The organism is Nitrobacter winogradskyi, from assembly GCF_006539545.1.
Classification (GTDB): Bacteria; Pseudomonadota; Alphaproteobacteria; order Rhizobiales; family Xanthobacteraceae; genus Nitrobacter; species Nitrobacter winogradskyi_A.
Genome location: NZ_BJNF01000093.1, coordinates 1 through 19,951 on the forward strand (window position 1 = coordinate 1; position 19,951 = coordinate 19,951).

8 protein-coding genes are annotated in these 19,951 nt (G+C 58.2%); 2 read left to right on the forward strand and 6 right to left on the reverse strand.

Annotated elements, in window-relative coordinates; all coding sequences use genetic code 11:
* The 6 genes from NWI01_RS15905 to NWI01_RS15930 form a co-directional block, all read right to left on the reverse strand.
* Positions 1-404 (reverse strand): winged helix-turn-helix domain-containing protein (locus NWI01_RS15905; RefSeq protein WP_141384952.1); only part of this gene is annotated, 404 nt, incomplete at its 3' end.
* Positions 405-534: 130 nt separating this feature from the next.
* The gene (locus tag NWI01_RS15910) at positions 535-1,314 is read right to left on the reverse strand and encodes an ABC transporter ATP-binding protein (protein WP_141384953.1); all 780 of its coding nucleotides are present in this window, start codon (positions 1,312-1,314) and stop codon (positions 535-537) included.
* A 72-nt stretch (positions 1,315-1,386) separates the two neighbouring features.
* The gene (locus tag NWI01_RS15915; RefSeq protein WP_181410534.1) at positions 1,387-2,082 is read right to left on the reverse strand and encodes a 4'-phosphopantetheinyl transferase family protein; all 696 of its coding nucleotides are present in this window, start codon (positions 2,080-2,082) and stop codon (positions 1,387-1,389) included.
* Between the two features lie 35 nt (positions 2,083-2,117).
* Positions 2,118-2,960, reverse strand: coding sequence for a thioesterase II family protein (locus tag NWI01_RS15920; RefSeq protein WP_307723467.1), 843 nt, complete (start codon positions 2,958-2,960; stop codon positions 2,118-2,120).
* Positions 2,864-3,091 carry an MbtH family protein gene (locus NWI01_RS15925; RefSeq protein WP_141384956.1) on the reverse strand — a complete coding sequence of 76 codons (228 nt, stop codon included), beginning with the start codon at positions 3,089-3,091 and terminating at the stop codon, positions 2,864-2,866. The genes NWI01_RS15920 and NWI01_RS15925 overlap by 97 nt, the downstream gene beginning before the upstream one ends.
* Positions 3,075-5,438, reverse strand: a complete 2,364-nt coding sequence (locus tag NWI01_RS15930; RefSeq protein ID WP_141384957.1) for a penicillin acylase family protein — start codon at positions 5,436-5,438, stop codon at positions 3,075-3,077. The genes NWI01_RS15925 and NWI01_RS15930 overlap by 17 nt, the downstream gene beginning before the upstream one ends.
* Positions 5,439-5,904: 466 nt before the next feature.
* Here NWI01_RS15930 and NWI01_RS15935 point away from each other — a divergent pair, with 466 nt between their 5' ends.
* A complete protein-coding gene (locus tag NWI01_RS15935) occupies positions 5,905-6,879 on the forward strand; it encodes a TauD/TfdA family dioxygenase (RefSeq protein ID WP_141384958.1) in 975 nt (324 codons plus the stop codon).
* Positions 6,880-6,907: 28 nt separating this feature from the next.
* Complete coding sequence (locus tag NWI01_RS15940) at positions 6,908-19,942, forward strand: non-ribosomal peptide synthase/polyketide synthase (protein ID WP_141384959.1); 13,035 nt, start codon at positions 6,908-6,910, stop codon at positions 19,940-19,942.
* The last annotated feature ends 9 nt before the right edge of the window (positions 19,943-19,951 follow it).

Below are 19,951 nucleotides of genomic sequence, written 5' to 3' on the forward strand. Positions count from 1 at the left end.
AAGCCCATTCTCTCACATCGCTTGGTCCAAAAAAGCCCAGTCAGGTCAATTTGTCGCGTTCGCTTACACGCCATCCTTTCCATTTGCTTGAAATCGCGTTGCGCACTCGCAGAGGCCGATTTCTCTATCGACCGGTAGAGGTCGACGATCCGTGCGCCATGGGCCGTGAGCGTCGCGCCGCCGCGCGTATTGCCGCCGGCGCTCGTCGCAACGGCCGGTTGGGTAAGAGCATGATTTATCTCATCGACCAAAAGCCATGCGCGGCGATAAGACATCCCGATTCTTCGGGCGCCACCGGATATCGATCCGGTTTCGCGGATCGCCTCAAGGAGTGCGATCTTGCCGGGGCCGATCCGCTTGCCATTCGGAAGATCCACTCTGATGCTTAGACTGATCTGCGACATTGCCGGGGATCGGTAAGGTGGGTCAGTGCAACACGCAGCGAAATGCGGCTTTCGTCAAGTGACAATCTGGCATTGGTCGATTGCAGATCTCTCGGCTCGCGCAACGCATAGAATGGCAAGTCGGATTGGCTCAAGATTCCCGCTTGAACACTGGGGTCAGAGTTTCGATCTTGCGTCCGTCATGTTCGAAAACAATCCGCTTCATGGCGGTGCCATAAAGCCTAGTGAGGTTCGGCTCGATCAGCATTGTCGTAGCGGCGCCCATTTCTTGGTTGGTGTGGCTCATCATCAGCAAGGCGTCGTCAGCGACCCAAAGCGCATGATGGGGATGGTGGGTCGTGAAAATCACGGTCAGACCCTCTGTTTCCGCGAGCTGACGCATCCAGCGCAGTACCACGATCTGATTCTGAAGGTCGAGCGCGGAGGTGGGCTCATCGAGTACGACAATATCGGCTTCAGCCACCAACGCGCGCGCAAAAATAACAAGCTGGCGTTGTCCGCCGGAGAGAGAATCAAAGGGATGATTTGCCAGACTGGCGATGCCGAACCGGTCCATCATGGCCAAGGCGAGATCCAGATCGTGTCGCGACGGCTGGGAGAACAGGCCGAGGCGCTTGGCGCGCCCCATCACGACCATCTCGACGGCGGTGTAATTGAAAGCCGTATCGAACAGTTGAGGGACGAATGCTATTTCGCCGTGGCTGGAGATGTCTCCCTCCAAGGGTTTCATTGCCCCGATCAATAACTTTAGTAACGTCGTCTTGCCTCTGCCGTTCGGGCCTAGTATGGCCGCAACCCGGCGTCTTCCGAAGCACGCGGTGCAGCCACGGACGATCCAGTCGCCTGGCTGATAGGCATAGCCGACGTTGTTAAGATAAACCGCATTTTCGACCGTTGAGACATCATGCATCGGTGTTTGCCATCGTCCTTCGAGCAGTATGGTATCTTCTGATACGAGATCCAGCCGAAACAGGATTGCGAGTCATGGTTCGTAGCCGTTTGGTTCATCCTTCTCGCCCGCCTGAAGGAGAGGACGATGAAAGGCCACTGTGCCGAAGTAACCGCAAGGCATCACGACCGGTGCCGCATAGATGTCGCTGTTCACGATCGCTTTGCACCGAAGCTCACGGCCGCAGGACAGGTCGGCCAAAACGGATTCAGGCACGCAGGGATTGAAGCGCGCAATGCCGATACCGATCGCCTTGGCTACGGCTTCCTTGTAGGTCCACATGGCATAAAACGCGCTGGTGCGATGAATGCCATCCAGAGACTTTAGAACCTCCTGCTCAGCATCGGTGAAGACTGTGCGCGCGATTTCGCACTCGTCAATATTGTCGTGATAAACCTCGATATCAACGCCAACGCTCCCGACGCGAGAAAGGCCAATCATCGCGAAATCACCGGCATGTGAGACATTGAAGCGCAGTTCCGTATGGTCCATCAGGAAGGGCTTGCGGTTCTGATCATACGCAAACGTCAGACACTCAGCGTGTTCAGAAAGTGTTTGTCCTAGTCTTGCACGTAGCGTACCGCGCGTAATGACAAACCTGCGGCGATCGGCCTCCTTGAGGAACCTGGTGGCTCGCTCTTGCTCGTCGAGTGAGAGAAACGACCAGTTTGACCGGAACACTTGTTCGTCGTCAGTGATCGCAATTAGCCAAATATCGACCTCATGCACGGCGCAGGCGACGCGGTGAAGAGAAGTCCTGTTAGTCAAATGTGCCGCTCCAACAGGACTTCGAGCCCCGATGCTGGCTTCCTGCGCGCGGAGTCGAGACGGTTTGTGAGCGCCGTGAGAAATGTCGCCTCGTGTTCGCGCAGGAAGAAGTGCCCGCCGTCGAACAGGTCACACGCCGTCTTCGCTGTCGTCTCGACTTGCCATGCGCGCAACGCCTGTTCGCCGATCTCGTCATGCCGTCCGCCAAGAATGAAGATCGGGATGGAAAGCGGAGCCGCGGACTCGTACCGAAAGCTGGCGCAGACCGCAAAGTCAGCCGCTGTCGCATCAAGTGTCAGTCGGAGGAGCTCCGGGCTCGCGTAGACCTCGTCAGGTGTTCCGCATTGCCGTTTGAGTTCGTCGACGAGGTCTTGATCCGTAGAAAGCGATGTGAGCCGGTTGTCATCGCGGCATGACGGGGCGGGACTTCCGGCGACCGCCAGCGCTTTCGGCGGACGCAAACCCAAACGACGGATTTCCTGAGCGCATCCGAAAGCGAGAAGCGCACCAAGGCTGTGGCCGAACAAAGCATAGTCTTGCGGAAGGTCGCGACTGATCTCCCGCGTAAGCAGACGGACAATGTTTTCGAAGGTTCGGACATGCGGTTCTCCTAGACGGCTGCCTCGTCCAGGACGTTCAACAGGGACAATCCGAAACCATGGAGGAATCTGCCGACACCATCGCTGGAACGGCGCCGCGCTCGCACCGGCGCAAGCGAAACAGAACAATGTCAGGGAATTTGTCATCCCTTTGACTGTTGCTCCGCTGCGGCTGCCATGCTGTCGCGCAAACTCTTCGGCCGCATGTCGGTCCAGACCTTTTCGATGTGTTCGAGACATTCCTTTTTGAAGCCGGTAAAGCCGGCCTTTCGCCATCCAAGGGGCATTTCCTTGTAATCGGGCCAGATCGAGTATTGCTCCTCGTCATTCATGACGACGTTAAAGGTCAGGTCTTCACGGTCGAAGGTCATGGTCGTCTCCCATGCTGGTCGATGAGTGATCGGGCGCTATCGCGGAAGCGCGCGGCTCACGAACTCGCAGTTGCGTGAAATTCGGATCGGACACGATGTCGGTCTCCGCGAACGGCAGACGGACCCATGATTTTTGCGAGAAAAGGCGGGTCTGGTCGGAGGCGTGGGGAGATTGTTCGTTGGATGATTGGGAGAATGGAAGAATGGCGTCCGCGATAACTGCCCCATCGACCCAGGTCACGATTTGCGAATAGCTCGTTCCTTGGATATCCGATCGCGGATAGCCTTCTTTCGTCAGCTCCCCGAATTCCATGAGATTGAGAACGCCTGCCGACCCGTCGCCGCCATGGAGGGGGATCAATTGGTCGGCGATCCGAATTGCTTGTACCGCAGAACAGGTCACGTCGAGGGGGAAGCCGTTTGCTACTATTGCTTCAACCGCTTCTGCGAGAGCGGTGAGAATAAGCCGGATAGCCGCCGGATCGTCGATCGCGAGCCCACGCGGGGTCGTAAGCGGCTCCTCTCGGCTGAATGGTATTCGCCAGATCTGTGCGTGACTTTGCACGCGCCGCCAGAACTCCCGGAAGAGGATCGCACCGGCAGCATCGCTGTCGTCGCATCCTGACCAGGTTCGCAGTATGGCGAAGGCCGCGGCGAGTTCAACGGTACGCCCATCGGACAGGATGACTTTGGCATAGTCCAAACTTAACTTGCAAAGGTCGTCCCGGACCTGGAGCGCAGCGTAATTCCGATTGCTAAATAGCATTTCCTCGCAATCGCGGCTCGTCATACGGCGACCGTCGCTTGTCAACGCAGAGAGTTCATGGTGCGCCATCCGTGTTCGAAACCCCTGGGGCGCGTGCTCGATCCCGACAAAGCGTGGATATCGACGGAGTGGGGCTGTTCGATGAATGAGCCAATGGGAGTCGTTACAGTTCAGCACGTAATCGGACCGGAACGCGCGAGGCATTTTTGCCGCGGGCCGCACCGCTCGGGAGGTTACATGCGGAGCATGAGCACGCCCTGAGCCATTTAGAACAAGGATATTCTGCTTACGCGCGACAACGCGTGCTGCTCTTGAGGGTGCGCGAATGATCCGTTGCCAAGCCGAAATGTCTGGCACGGCTGTGAGATCCCCGAAATAAACGTCACCTTTGCTGTCCGCCGCGAGCGTATTCAACCAGAGAGCCCCCCGATGGTGGGAAAGAGCTGCATCGACGTCCTTCACTGATGACGCTTTATTCAGCGCAAGCCATTGCTCGACCATGCTGATAGACTGTGCCGAGTCGCAGAATGCATAGGCGCGGCGGTCGGACCATAGACACCCGGCTTCGGGGAGAACGATAATCGGACCGTAGCAGGTGCTGTAGAAAATACGGTGCACCTCCTCTGTGCGGCCGTCCTGCGAGCGGACGGCCACTGATATTATTCGCTTGGTCATTGGCTTGGTTTGCGAGCCAATCCGATAGGTCAGAGGGGACGTTCGACCTAAGCGAAGCTCATAAATCGCGTAGCGGCGGCTTGGCGATACTGTATGCGTCCAGGCGACATTCCGGTTGAAACCAATGTTGATGACGGGAAATGGCGGCAGGCTTGCGCCCATGACGTCGAGTTCACCCGGAATCGTCAGGTGCATTTGATAGAAGCGGTGTGGTCCGAACCAGGGGAAGTGAGGGTTTGCAACAAGGAGACCCGAGCGCGTTTCGGAAAGGTCTCGTCCGATGGCAAAGGCATTGCTGCCGAGATGCGGAGCCCGCTCGATTGGTGCGCCGAGGCTGATCGTTCCAACCTCGGCCTCCGCGCTTGTGGGGCGGGCAGCAAGAATAGCACCCGCAAAGGCGCAGCCGCTGGTCCGTGCAGCCTTTTGTGCGAGCAGAAGGTACAGGTCCCGATGGGTTATGGGCGCGTCTTTCAATGCGTCGAGGCAAGGGTGGACCGTGCCACGGGCATTTGTCTCCTCGATCGAGCGGCGGGCGCCAGCGGCATAAGCCTTGAGCATCAAAGCTGTGCGGGACTGCTCGCTCGCATATCTAGCGGCAAGCTGACCCGGATCGAAGTAGATCTTGTGAAAAAAGTCGCTGTCGAGATTGGACATCGATTGATGCGGGGCACAAGTCTCGGGTCCAAAATGGAGAGAGCGCACCCCGCGCACTGTCAGCACTGCGTCTGCCAGCAATTCTGCATTATCACGAGCGTAGGTGTAGCCGACGCCGAAGGCGAGAGAGTCGTAATCATCAGCCTTGATGTGCGGAATCCCATACGATGTCCACCGGATCTCGGCGTCATAAGAGACTCGCGGATTGGCATCCAGTCGCGGAGCAGTTGATGCGACATGCCGGTCCAGCATCGAGCTTACCTTGGGTGACGAAGGGTATGGATGTTCGCTGTTCTTGGGTTACGAGCGGCTTGCAATGTAGCCAAACAGGTCCCTTGGATCGGTTGGGGTGCGGCCATCACGACAGAGTCAGTAGTTAGCAACAATCTATCGAGAGCTCTTATTAGATCCCAGCGCAAGAAAATGATCGCTTTCGGCGGCGCTTCGGAAGGGCTTACACAACATTCCTGGCGAAATAACTTAACGCAATTCGTCAAATGCATGGGTTCCTCCAGCGGCCTGGCATCACCTGGCGTCGAGTGCTCACACGCGTCGTAACACTTAAATCTTGCCGCTCCCGCACTGAACTCGGGGCTTGGTTCGCTACTTTATTGATGACACTATATTCGCACATCTATATCCTGTTGTATATATCGGCGGACCGGGGCTCGTCTTGCCAGTCTGGGCAGCGGCAACCTTATCCAAGGTTGGGGGTGCGATGTCTGATAGTGTATTTTCATGTTTTGAAGCGAGAGTGGTTCCTTCAGTCATATTGTGCGCGACTAAGCATGGTCATTCGTTGAGATCGATCGTTGACGATCAGCGCGGGGAGATTGATGCGGCGTTGACATTACAAGGCGGCGTGCTGTTCCGGGGATTCTCGCTTGATGGTCCCAACGCGTTTCATGATTTTGCGACGTCTTTTGGCGATGCTCTGATTACCTACGATTTTGCATCGACTCCGAGATCGCATGTTGGCGATCGCATCTATACTTCGACTGAATATCCGCCGTCGCAACACATCCCGCTTCATAATGAGCAGTCGTACACCCGCGATTGGCCGATGCGTATCTGGTTTCATTGCGTGGTTCCGGCAGATGCTGGCGGCACCACCCCGATAGCCAATAGCCGACAAATTTACGCAGATATTCCCCAGTCAATCCGGGAAATCTTCCACGACAAGCAAGTGATGTATGTCCGGAACTACGGCAATGGACTCGATTTGCCTTGGGAGACTGTTTTCAACACATCATGCAAGGATGACGTGGAACGGTATTGCAGCGAGCGGGATATCGTGTGCGAGTGGAAGAAGAATGGTAACTTGCGGACCCGTCAAATTGCGCAGGCGGTTTCGGAGCATCCTGTGAGCGGCGAGACTGTCTGGTTCAACCAAGCACATCTATTCCACGTTTCCAGCCTTGCCCCTCCGGTACGAGAAGCGTTGCTTGATGCGGTCGGGGAGGAAGATCTTCCCCGTAATGCTTACTACGGAGACGGCACCAGGATCGAAGAAGATATACTCGATTGCATCCGAGCGGCGATTGCGAGAGCGACCGTGACATTTGAATGGCAGAAGGACGATATCCTGATGCTCGATAATATGCTGACAGCGCATGGTCGGGCATCATTCAAAGGCAAACGCAAGGTTCTAGTCGCCATGGCAAAACCCCATGGAAAAATGACGCCGTCTTAGTAGCTCCGCAAAAGATTGGCAGTTTATTATGCACGCACCGAATGAGGCCCGCGCGACCTTCATTGATGTTCTGCACAATCACGTCGGGCGTCAGCCGAGCCGGGTTGCGATCCGCAGCCTAGCTGATGCTTGGGATGAGCCTGTTTTCCTCACATATGCGGAGTTGGACGGCCAAGCCCGACTGGTAGCGAGCTATCTTTCTCAGTTAGCCGACCCAGGAGACCGCGTTGTCATCTTCCTTCCGAGTGGCGTCGACTATGCCGTTGCTTTTCTTGGCTGCATGTATGCCGGGCTGATCGCGGTTCCCGCGTATTCGCCCGAGACCAAGAGATCCGGCTCGGCAGTTCGCCTCGTCGGAATTGTACGAGACTGTCGCCCCCGCCTTGTAATCACCACGACGCCAAGCATCGAAGCGGTCTATGAACTCCTGGCGATGTGTGAGCCTGGCTCTCGCGTTGTCGTACCCGCAGAATGGAAATCGTCTTCGACAGACTGGACGCCGCCAGCCGTCGATCGGGACACAATCGCCTTCCTGCAATATACGTCGGGCTCCACCTCCGCGCCGAAGGGGGTGATGATCACGCATGGCAACCTCGTTGCAAATGAGGCATCGATCAAGGCCGCATTCGAGTTTGATAGAGACGATACGGTTGTCAGCTGGTTGCCGCTTTTCCATGACATGGGACTGGTTGGAGCGCTGCTGCAGCCGTTGTTTAGCGGTGCATCGGTCGTGCTGTTGTCGCCGCAACAATTCCTGGAGCGGCCGGTCCGATGGCTTGAAGCGATATCACGATTTGGCGGGACAATTAGTGGCGGGCCTGATTTTGCGTTTCGTCTCTGCACGGAACGCGTGTCGGAGGCAAGTCTGCAGGGATTGGATCTATCGAGCTGGACGTTGGCATTTTGCGGTTCCGAACCGATCCGGGCCGGTACGTTTGAAGCATTCTCCAATCGATTTGGTGCGGTCGGATTCGATGGTCGAGCCGCATATGCCTGTTATGGCCTCGCGGAAGCAACGCTTATTGTCACCGGGGCAACCCGGGGCGGGGGCCTGCAGGCCGTCCCGTTCACGCAGGGAGATGTCGTGTGTTGCGGTCGTGTACAAGCCGCGCATGAGGTTCGTATCGTCGGTGCGCAGGGTGACGGTAATATTGGGGAAATCTGGTTTTCCGGCCCGAGCGTTTCTCCTGGCTACTGGAACAACACGGAGGCCACCAACGCCACGTTTACGGAGGTTGACGGGGTACGCTTCTTGCGGACCGGTGATCTCGGATTCTTGCGTGAAGGCTGTCTCTATGTAACGGGGCGCCAGAAGGATCTCATTATTGTCCGCGGCCAGAACATTTATCCGCAGGATGTTGAGCAACTGATCGAAGCTGAAGTTGAAGGCGTGCGCCGCGGCCGTGTCGCGGCATTTCCGATTGTATCGAATGGTCAGGAAGCGATCGGGGTTGCGGCGGAAGTCAGCCGTGCGATGCAACGGATCATTTCACCGGATGCACTAGCGAGTACAATCAGCGAGACAATCGCAAACGTCTATCAGGAGCCCGCCAAGCTCGTCTTGCTGTTGCAGCCAGGCGAGATTCCCAAGACCTCAAGCGGCAAATTGCAACGCAGCCGGTGTTATGAGCTTTGGCAATCCGGCGAATTGAATCTGTTTGCGTCATGCGGTCTAGCGGCGCTGACAGAGAACAAGGAGCCAGCGCCTCAAAACGAAAGCGATACCCTTCCCAACTTGGACGAGGTGATCGGAATATGGAAATCGGTGCTGCAGACTAGGGTGGTGCGCCCCGGCGATAACTTTTTCCTCATCGGCGGCAATTCGATCACCGCTGTGCAGGTCATTGCCCGCCTTCGCGAGCGCCTGGGGATCGCACTCGAATTGCACCACCTTTTCGAGGCTCCGACCCCGATCCGGTTAGCGGGAGCGCTGCAGCAATCTTTGGCACAGCCACAGGCTTCCGCTTTGGCAATTCCGACACGCGCCGGGCTCTCGGAAGCGCGGGCTTCGCACGCGCAAGAGCGGCTCTGGTTCTTATGGCAGTTGGAGCCATCGAGTCCCGCCTACAACGTCTCAGGCGCGGCTCGTTTGCTGGGTCCGCTGAACGAGAAGGCGTTGGAAGCTGCTATCGCGCAGATTGTGCAGCGCCACGAGTCGCTACGAACCAGCTTTTCTGGTGGTCCCGACGGTACCCTCCAGCGGGTTCATCAATCATATGCCCCGGCAATTGCGCGCGATGACCTGAGCGCTCTAGATGAGAAGATTCGTGAGGCGAAAGCCGAACGGCTGCTCGATGAAGAAGCCGCGACGCCCTTCGATCTGGAAAGCGGACCGCCGCTCAGGGTACGGCTGGTGCGGTGTGCACCTCAGAATCACCGGCTCATCGTGACCGTGCATCATATTGCCTGCGATGCGTGGTCGATGCAGCTGTTGATCGACGAGTTCGTCGCGCTTTACGACTCCCTCGTCGAGAGAGCCGCGTGCGCTCTTTTGGAACTTCCGATTCAATACATCGATTTCGCCGAGTGGCAGCGCGCCCGGCTGCAGGCCGGCGAGACGGAGCGGCAGCTCACCTATTGGAGACAGAAGCTCGGCTCAGACCATCCCGTTCTTGAATTGCCCGCGGATCGCCCGCGACGTCCTGACCGAAGCTGCCTCGGCGATACTTACCGGCTGGTGATCGATCCAGGTCTGACGGCGCAACTACGGTCGTTAAGCCAGGCCGGGCAGGCGACGATGTTCATGGTGCTTTTGGCGGCGTTCAAGACACTGATCTATCGCTATACCAGTCAGCAACAGATCCGCGTTGGTGTTCCTACCGCCAACCGAACGCAGTCAGTGCTGGAAGATCTGATCGGTGTCTTCGTGAACACTCAGGTTTTGATCACGACCGTCGACGGGCATTTGCGTTTCGATGAAATTCTTACGCGTGTGAAGACAACCGTTCTCGAGGCCCAGGCTCATCAGGACCTGCCGTTCGATCAACTGGTCGAATCTTTGCGTCCCGAGCGTCGCTTGACCCACAATCCCCTATTCGAGGTAATGGTCAATTATCTTGAGATGAGTCGTAGCCGCCGCGTTTGCCATGCCGGCGGCCTCGACATCGAAATTATCAGAACCCGCAGTCGGGACATCCAGTTCGATCTCAGTCTCGACATAGAGAAGCATGAGGACGACATTGATCTTATATTTACCTATGCGGTCGATCTCTTTGAGTCGGCAACGATCGCTCGCCTTGGCAAGCATTTTGAACGGCTGCTCAGGGCAATAGCCGATCATCCCGGCGCCAGGCTTGCGGACTTTCCGCTTTTTGATCGCGATGAAAGCGTTCTCGTTTTCGACAAATGGGGGCGAGGCGAGGAGCGGGCGATCGACGGGCGCTGCCTCCACGAACTGATCGCGGCGCGGTCAGCCGAGTGCCAGGACATGGTCGCGGTGGTCTGCGGAGACGCCACCTTGACCTATCGCCAACTCAACGCTCGGGCTAACCAACTCGCTCGCTACCTGCGTGCGAAGGGTGTTGGCCCTGACATTCTGGTCGGCATTGCGGTCGAACGCTCGATCGAAATGGTGATCGGACTGCTCGGCATCCTCAAGGCCGGCGGCGCCTATGTGCCGCTCGATCCGAGCTACCCCGCCCGCCGCCTTGATGTCATGATTGCGGATTCCTGCGTAAAGCTCGTGCTGACCCAGAAACGCCTGTTGGGCATGCTCCCACCGTTTGACGGAACGCCGATCAAGGAGATCGTGCCGGGGCGACCAAATGCGGATTCCGTGCCGTCCGCAGGACGATATGTCTGCCTCGACCGGGATTGGCCGGCAATCGAGGCCTACAGCGACAACGATTTTGAAGCTGATGTCACTCCGTCGAACCTCGCTTATTGTATTTATACTTCGGGCTCGACCGGACGGCCGAAGGCTGCGGCAAACACGCATCAGGCAATCGTCAACCGATTGGACTGGATGCAGGACGCCTACAAGCTAAATTCCGTCGACCGCGTTCTGCACAAGACACCCTTCAGTTTCGATGTTTCGGTGTGGGAGTTGTTCCTGCCACTGATGTATGGCGCGCAGCTCATCGTTGCGCCGCCTAATGCTCATCAAGACCCCCGACAGATCAGCGCGTTGATCGATGCGCAGCAGATCACGATGTTACATTTTGTCCCGTCGATGTTGAGCGCATTCATCGAAGCGGATAGCGGTGCATCGCATGATAGCTTACGGCAGGTTATTTGTAGCGGGGAAGCGCTGCGTCCGGATTTGCAACATGCGTTCCTGACTCGCTATGGCGCTCACCTCGACAATCTGTATGGGCCGACCGAGGCCGCGATCGACGTCAGTTTCTGGCGGTGTCGGCGGAAGCAAGGCACGTATAACGTTCCGATTGGCCGTCCAATCTGGAATACGCAGCTTTACGTTCTCGATGCCGATCTGAACGCCGTTCCGCGGGGCGCGACAGGCGAACTCTATATTGGCGGCATCGCCCTTGCGCGCGGATATCAGAACAAACCTAGCCTGACGGCTGAGCGATTCATTCCAAACCCGTTCCCGCAACGGGCGGGAGAGCGTCTCTATTGCACAGGAGACCTCGCGCGATGGCGACCGGACGGTGCGATCGAGTATGTCGGCTGGATCGACCATCAGGTAAAAATACGAGGCTTTCGTATCGAACTCGGGGAGGTCGAGGCACAATTGCTCGGCCATGACGATGTGCGCGAGGCCGTGGTGTTGGCGCGTAACTCCGCATCGGGTAAGCAACTGGCAGCTTATGTGGTGGCGTCGGAAGATACGAGCCGGGATCTCGCCGAGCGGCTGCGTGAACATCTCCGCGTGATGCTTCCTGACTACATGGTTCCTGCACATCTGGTACTGCTCGATGCGCTGCCGCTGACGCCGAACGGCAAACTCGACCGTAAGGCGCTGCCTGAGCCCGATATGATGACGGCGTCCGTGGCGCCGCGCAATGCGATCGAGGAGAAGCTTGTCGTGATCTGGCAGGAGGTGCTGGGGCTCGAACGGGTCGGGATCACCGATAACTTCTTCGCGCTTGGCGGCGATTCCATCCTCAGCCTTCAGGTCATTGCACGTGCGTTGCGGCGGGGTATCAAGCTGAAGCCGCGGCTGCTGTTCGAACGGCAGACGATTCAGGCTCTCAGCTCGGCGGTGGAAATTGTTGCGCCTGTCACCGATAGACCATGCACCGGGAACGGACGACGGAGTGACGGGATTGTCACAGCCGCAGATCTGCCGCTTGCCGGACTAGAGCAGGATCAGCTTGATCGGCTACCAGTTCGCGCTGACGAAATCGAGGACATCTATCCACTCTCGCCTATGCAGCAAGGCATGTTGTTTCATGCGCTGCACGATCCCTCCGCCGGACATTATGTGAACCAATTGAGCGTAACGATCGATGGGCTGGATGTGGAGCGATTCCAGGATGCCTGGACCACAACGACCGGACATCATGTTGTCCATCGTACGAGTTTTGTGTGGGAAGGCGACATCGCGAGATCGTTGCAGATTGTTCACAAGCCCAAACAACCCGTTATCCAGCGGTTGGACTGGCGATTAAACCCCGCAGCGGATACTGATCTGACGACGTTTGCCGCCGCTGACCGGCGTCGTGGCTTCGATCTCACGCAAGCGCCGCTTCAGCGGTTGACGCTTGTTCAGCTGGATGCGTGGCAATTCCGATTGATCTGGACGCACCATCATCTTCTCATCGATGGTTGGAGCACCGCCCGCCTGCTTCAGGAGGTTTTTGCCCGCTACCTCGGTGCGCCGTTTGATCCGGGTGCGGGACATTACGGGGACTATATCGCCTGGCTAAGCCAGCAGGACACACACGCCAGCGAGCGGTTTTGGACCGAGCGTCTGATGACGCTTGAACAGCCGACACTCCTCGCAAATTGCGTTGATGGCGCTGAAGCTTCATACGGCGAGCAGCCGGCTCAAGCGACGGGTAAGCGCGTCCACCGGATAGGTCCTGAAGTAGTCAGTGAGCTCCGACGATTCTCGCAGAAGGAACGTGTGACACTCAACACGCTCGTGCAAGGTGCCTGGGTCTTGCTGCTGCAGCAATATTGCAATCAAGACACCGTGGTCTTCGGCGCGACCGTTGCCGGTCGCCCGGCTGCGCTTGTTGGCTCGGAGACAATGCTCGGCCTGTTCATCAACACGATTCCCATTATTGCGCACCCGCACCCCGAGCAACACCTCGGCGATTGGCTGCGGCGGTTGCAGAACGCGAATCTGGAGTTACGCGAGCACGAGCATGTTCCGCTCTACGATATCCAACGTTGGGTAGGACGGCCGGGACAATCCCTGTTCGACACGTTGATCGTCTTTGAGAATTATCCAATGGACGAGGCGCTCCAGCTTCGCAGATCGGGCGATCTCGTCTTTGGTCCCATCGAGACCCACAATCCCAATTCGTTTCCGTTGACACTGAATGTGCTACTCGATGAAGGATTGCAATGCACCTTTGTTCATGACCCAGCACGCTTTTCCGACACCGTCATCGAACATATCATCGCGTGCTGGACGAATATCCTGCTCCAATTCATAAACGCCGCTGAAACGCCTGTCGGAGCGGTTCGCACCCAGCCACCTGCGCTCCGCGATATGAGCATCGCTGCCGGACGCGGGGCCATATCTCCGGCTGATATCCGTTGCCTTCACGAACTCATCGACGCTCACGTCAGAGAACGGCCTGACAGCATTGCGGTGATCCACGAAGGGACTTCTCTTACATATGGAGAACTCGGCGCGCGCGCTGAGACACTGACCCGGCGGCTTCGTGCAGCTGGCGTAGGCGCCGGAACACTCGTGGGTGTTGCCATCGCGCGGTCGGATGCCCTTGTTGTCGGCATATTGAGCGTTCTTCGCGCGGGGGGTGCTTACGTCCCATTGGACCCCTCCCATCCTTCTGAACGAAATAAGGAGCTGCTCGAGCGCAATGGAATTCGGCTTGTCATCGTGAACGAGCACTCGTTGCCGGTTAACTTTGGCGACAAGGTCCGCATTGTGCTCATCGGCGAGCAGGATGAGTTTCATGCCACACCATTCGAGCGGGTCACCCTCCATCCGTCGAATGCCGCGTACGTCATCTTCACGTCGGGATCCACGGGGCGGCCGAAGGGCGTCGTGGTCTCCCATCAGGCGATCGTCAACTATGTCACGGCCATTTCGCGTGAGCTGGAGTTCAAGACGCACGTCAGCATGGCAATGGTGTCCACGCCGGTTGCGGATCTCGGGCATACTGCGTTATTCGGAGCTTTATGTAACGGCGCGACGCTTCACCTGATTGAACAGGAAGCCGTGTTGGACGCCGGCCGTTTTGCCGATTACATGACGCGCAACAGCGTTGACATTCTCAAGATCACGCCCAGCCATTTTGCCGGCCTGGTGGAAGCGTCAAGCGTTAAGCAGGCGGCACCGCGTCATCTGCTTATCCTCGGCGGAGAGCGATGCGATGCGGCTTTGGTGGCGCGTGTCCGGAACGAGACGCCGTGCCGTGTTGTCAATCATTACGGCCCCGCTGAAGCAACCGTCGGCGTTCTCGTGCATGCCGTTGCGGGCGAGTGGGTGGAATCCCGTATCCCGTTGGGACGACCGCTTCCGAATTGCCGCATTCTTGTCCTTTCGACCGGTCTTGAACCGGTGCCGATCGGTGCGATCGGGGAGCTCTATGTCACGGGTGCAGGACTCGCGCGGGGATATCAGGGACAGCCCGGCGCGACCGCGGAGCGTTTCGTACCGAACCCCTTCGCTGACGATCTGGGAGAGCGGATGTATCGAACGGGAGATCTCGTCCGTCGATCGACCGATGGATCGCTTCATTTTGTTGGCCGGGCAGATGCGCAGATCAAGATAAGGGGTTTTCGAATAGAAGTGGGGGAGATTGAGGCTAGGTTGCGTGCCTGTGAAGGGGTGTACGACGCTGTTGTCATTGAGCGAGAGATCCATGACAACTCGCAGCTTGTCGCCTATGTCATTCCGCACCGATTGAACGAGCTGTCCTTCTGGAAACTGGCAGCAGAAGTCGTTGAGGGTTTGAAGGATCACCTGCGGTCAACGCTACCTGACTACATGGTGCCTTCGCATGTGGTGCCGCTGGAGAGGTTTCCGCTTACTGCGAACGGAAAGCTGGACCGTGCGGCGTTGCCTGCGCCCGAGATGGTGATCTCGGACTCTATCGAGCCGCGCAATCCGGCGGAGCAGATCCTTGCCTCGATCTGGCAGGAAGTGCTTGGCGTGCCCCGGATTGGCGTCACCGAGAACTTCTTCGAGCTTGGCGGCGATTCGATTCTCAGCCTGCAAATCATTGCGCGTGCAAAGAAGCAGGGCATCCGCATCACGCCAAAGGACGTTTTCGAGAAGCCGACGATTGCCGCTCTCGCGGCGCTCCGGCAAGGCGCGGATGCGCCGAAACAACCGGTCGCGACCGCGAGCAAGGGCCGCGTTACTCTCACACCGATCCAGGAGTGGTTCTTTGCGCAGTGCGTTCCTGACAGGCATCACTGGAACCAGAGCATTTTGCTGCATGTCAGGGATGTTATCAGGCCGGCTGAACTTGAAGCCGCTTTGCGGGCGGTCATCGCGCACCACGATGCATTGAATTACAGTTTCCGCAACGAAGGAAAATCCTGGGACGTGACGATTCCGGATCCGGTGTCTGTCGGACGAAAGAGCGCCGACGTTCTCTGGGTACGCGAAGCGCGGACCGCGGCTGAGGCGACGGCGCTCTTTGAAGAAGCACAGCGGAGTCTTTCCCTCGACGTCGGCCCGCTGCTGCGGGCGTTGCTCGTGCAGATGCAAGACGGAACCCAGCGGCTGCTTCTCGTCGTCCATCATCTCGTCGTGGATGGCGTGTCCTGGCGTATCCTTCTCGACGATCTGCAACAGGCCTACCGGAGCGCGGTCAGTGGAACGGTGATCGCGCTGCCGGCAAAAACGACGCCGTTCGCGGTATGGGCGGAAAATCTCAAAAGCTTTGCTGGCGAACAGCGTGTGCTCGATGAATTGCCCTTCTGGCTGTCACAGCACGAGGCAACCGAATCGACGGGGCTGCCATCTGACTTCGCCTCGGACAATGGCAGCATCGGAGACGTTGCAACAGTCGAACTCGCTCTCGACCGGGATCAGACAGGCGCCTTGGTGCGGGGGGCGCCCAGTGCTTTTCGAACGCAGATCGACGATCTCCTGCTCTCGGCATGGGCTCGGGTCCTTTGTCGCTGGACCGGTCATGGGTGCATTGTGCTTTCGGTCGAGGGGCACGGGCGGGAGGATCTGTTCGATGGTCTCGATCTTACACGCACCGTCGGTTGGTTCACCACCCTGTATCCTGTCCTGCTCAGACCGTTCGTCGATCAGGATGCCGAGCTCGATCTGAACGGCCCGATTGAGGCGTCGATCAAGGCTGTCAAGGAACAGTTGCGCGCGATACCAAACAAAGGGCTCGGTTATGGCGTACTCAAATATCTGAGCACCCGTGACGTTCGCGAACAGCTTGCGGGCCATGGGACTCCGGATATCACATTCAATTACCTTGGGCGCTTCGACAGCACTTTTGGGGACGGTGGTTTCCTTGCGCCAGCGGACGAGCCGGGCGGTGCAAGCCGCGACCCGCAGTCCGAACTGACGCCGTCGCTTGGTATTGAGAGCAGCATATATGACGGCCGTTTGCGTGTGTCGATCAACTATAGCCGGCGGCGCTATTTGCGTTCAACGATCGATCGCCTCGGTGCGTCATTCGAGGAGGAATTGCTGGCAGTCGTCAGACATTGTGTCAGCGAGGGCGTTTCGGGTGCCACGCCGTCGGACTTTCCGCTCGCTGGCCTGACCCAGCAGCAGATCGACCGATTGGCCGACCCTGCACAGGAGATCGAAGACATTTATCCGTTGGCTCCGATGCAGCATGGCATCCTCTTTCATGTCCTGCGCGACCCCGCGTCAGCCCTCTACGTCAATCAGCTCTGCGTTCGCGCGGACGGTCTCGACGTCGCGCGTTTCAGAAGCGCCTGGGCGGCGGTGATCGGGCGTCACGCCATTCTTCGCACGGGCTTTGTCTGGGACAATCTGCCCCGGCCGCTCCAGATCGTTCACAAAGGCGTCACCGACTGCTTCGAAGAATTGGACTGGCGCAAGAGGCGGGCCGGGGAGAATGAAGTCCTTACGTTCGCCGTCATGGATCGAGAGCGTGGTTTTGATCTCCACCGGCCGCCGCTTCAGCGCCTGACAGTCGTGCGATTGGCGGACGATGCCTTTTACCTCATCTGGACTCATCATCATCTCATCACAGACGGGTGGAGTTCCGCGCGGCAAATCGAAGAGATCATGGCCCGATACTCCGATCAGCCTGTGAATGACGCCACGGGTTGCTATCGCGACTATATCGCCTGGCAGGCACGGCAGGATATCGATCGCAGCAAACGCTTCTGGATGGAGCGGCTTCGCGTGCTGGATCACCCCACGTTGCTTTCAGATGCGCTCAGGAGAACTCCGGCCGGAATACCAGGCGCTCAAAGGCTGGCCGAGAGCCAGGTGGTGGTCCATCAGTGCAGCCCCGCCTTCACTGATCGCCTTCGGCGCTTTGCACAAGAGCAGCGCATCACGCTGAACACGGTCATCGAAGCCGCGTGGCTGCTGCTGTTGCACAAGTGTTGCGGGGCTGAAACGGTCGTGTTCGGGGCAACGGTTGCCGGTCGACCTCACGATCTGTCGGGTTCCGACGCAATCCTGGGACTGTTCATCAACACACTGCCCGTTATCCATCGCATTGAGCCGTCGGGGAACGTCGCAGACTGGTTGCGCTCACTGCAGCACGACAATGTCAGTCGACGTGAGCATGAACACATTCCCTTATATGACATTCAACGATGGGCGGGAATGCCCGGCCAAGTACTCTTCGACACGATTATCGTGTTCGAAAATTATCCGATCGATGAGGTGCTGAGACGGCGCGCGTCGAACCGCCTTGGATTTGGTAAACCGGAGATCATTGGAGGTTCACACTATCCGTTAACGTTGGTCGTTAATGGCAGGAACGACCTGGTCCTGTCGTTTTCATTCAAGGCCGATATGTTTGACCGTCAAGATGTCGAGCGATTGTCGGTTAGACTTGTTAGCTTACTCGCTGCACTTGTTGAAGCCCCTCGCGCGCCATTAGGCATGTTGGACATTCTCACAGCGCAGGAGAGAACAACGGTCCTTGACCGCTGGAGCCGAGGGCGATGTGTTCCATCCCGGAGCGGCGGCGTTCCGGAGCGAATGGCGGTGATAGCGCAGCAACGACCAAATGACGTGGCAGTCGTCTGCGAGGGCGTCTCCCTGACCTATGAGGCTCTCGATCAGCGATCCAGTTATCTCTCCAGGCAACTCAAAGCGGCGGGGGTCGGACCAGACATTTTTGTCGGCCTGGTTGCCGAACGGTCCTGCGAGATGGTTGTCGCTCTGGTGGCGATATGGAAAGCGGGCGGCGCATACGTGCCTCTTGATCCGGCGTGGCCCGCGGCCCGGACGGCCGAGATTATGCACAGCGCCGGCATAACCGTGGTGACCGGCGGTCCTAGACCGGTGCCAGAGCCGTCCGGTCTGGAGGGCGTGTCGTTCGTTCCTGTCGATCTAGCGTGCGCTGCCGCGGACGCGAGGCCATCCTCAGAAGTCAACACGAGCGCCGCCGCTTATATGATCTTTACCTCAGGGTCGACCGGGCAGCCGAAGGGAGTCGTGGTCAGTCATCGCGCGCTCGCCAACTATGTCGACGAGATCGCGGAGCTCTTTCGCGAATCCGACATTCGCCAGATCGCGATGATGTCGACGCCGGCGGCCGATCTCGGCCATACCGCCCTGTTCGGAGCCCTGTCGACAGGCGCCACCTTGCACCTGATCACAACGGATCGGGCTTTCAGCCGCGCTTCGCTGGCCAGCTATGTCCGTGCTCATCGTGTTGACGCCGTCAAGATCACGCCGAGTTATCTCGCTGGTCTGGCCGGGCCCCAAGGCCTCGCGGAGGTGCTTCCAACCCGGCTTGTCGTGCTTGGAGGAGAGCAATGCAGCAGGGATTTGACAGTTGAGATCAGGCGTGCAAGCCCTTCGGGTGTTCTGATCAATCACTACGGGCCGACGGAAACGACCGTGGGTGCGCTGATGTGCGATGTCGGCACCGTGCCGGATGCCGGCCCAGTTCCGCTCGGCCGTCCACTACGGAATATGGAGGTCTATATTCTCGATCATCTTCTCGGCCTGGTGCCGGAAGGAATCGTGGGCGAACTCTATATCGGGGGAGAGGGTGTCGCCCGCGGGTACGTTGGCCAAGCGGGTCTTACGGCAGAGCGATTTGTCCCGAACCCGTTCTCTCCGAGAATTGGAAGCAGGATGTATCGAACCGGCGATCTGGGCCGCTGGACCTCGGCCGGCCTGATCGAGTTTGCCGGCCGCGCCGATCGCCAGGTGAAAATCAGGGGATTGAGGGTTGAACTGGCCGAGATAGAGGCGCGCCTTCGTAGGGACGGAGCAGTCCGCAGCGCAGTCGTTGTCGTCGGGTGCGATCGGCCGATCCTTGTCGGTTACGTGGTGCTCCAAGAGTCCATCGCTTCGGAGGAAGGCCGACGTGCTGCAACGGCCCGCCTAACGGAATATCTCCGATTCCACCTACCCGAACAGATGGTGCCGGCCGAAATTGTTGTACTCGATGCGATCCCGCTTACGCCGAATGGCAAGGTCGATATCAGAGCCCTGCCGCGGCCGGAGCGGCCGGTACGTGCGATGGTGATACCACGCGACGGCGTTGAGACCATGTTGGCGGCTATATGGCAGAACGTCCTTGGCCTTGACGCCGTCAGCGTCGAAGACAGCTTCTTTGAACTGGGAGGCGATTCGATCCTGAGCATGCGTGTGATTGCGCGTGCGCATGAAGCCGGACTGTCTGTTTCCATTCGGGATCTCTTCGAATGTCAGACTATTGCCGCGCTTGCGAAAGCGATTGGTCAGTCCGCGCCGGACGGCGGCGACAACGTATCCGCCGAGGCTGCGCGTGAGATCCTTCGCGAATTTCTGTAGGCATTTGCG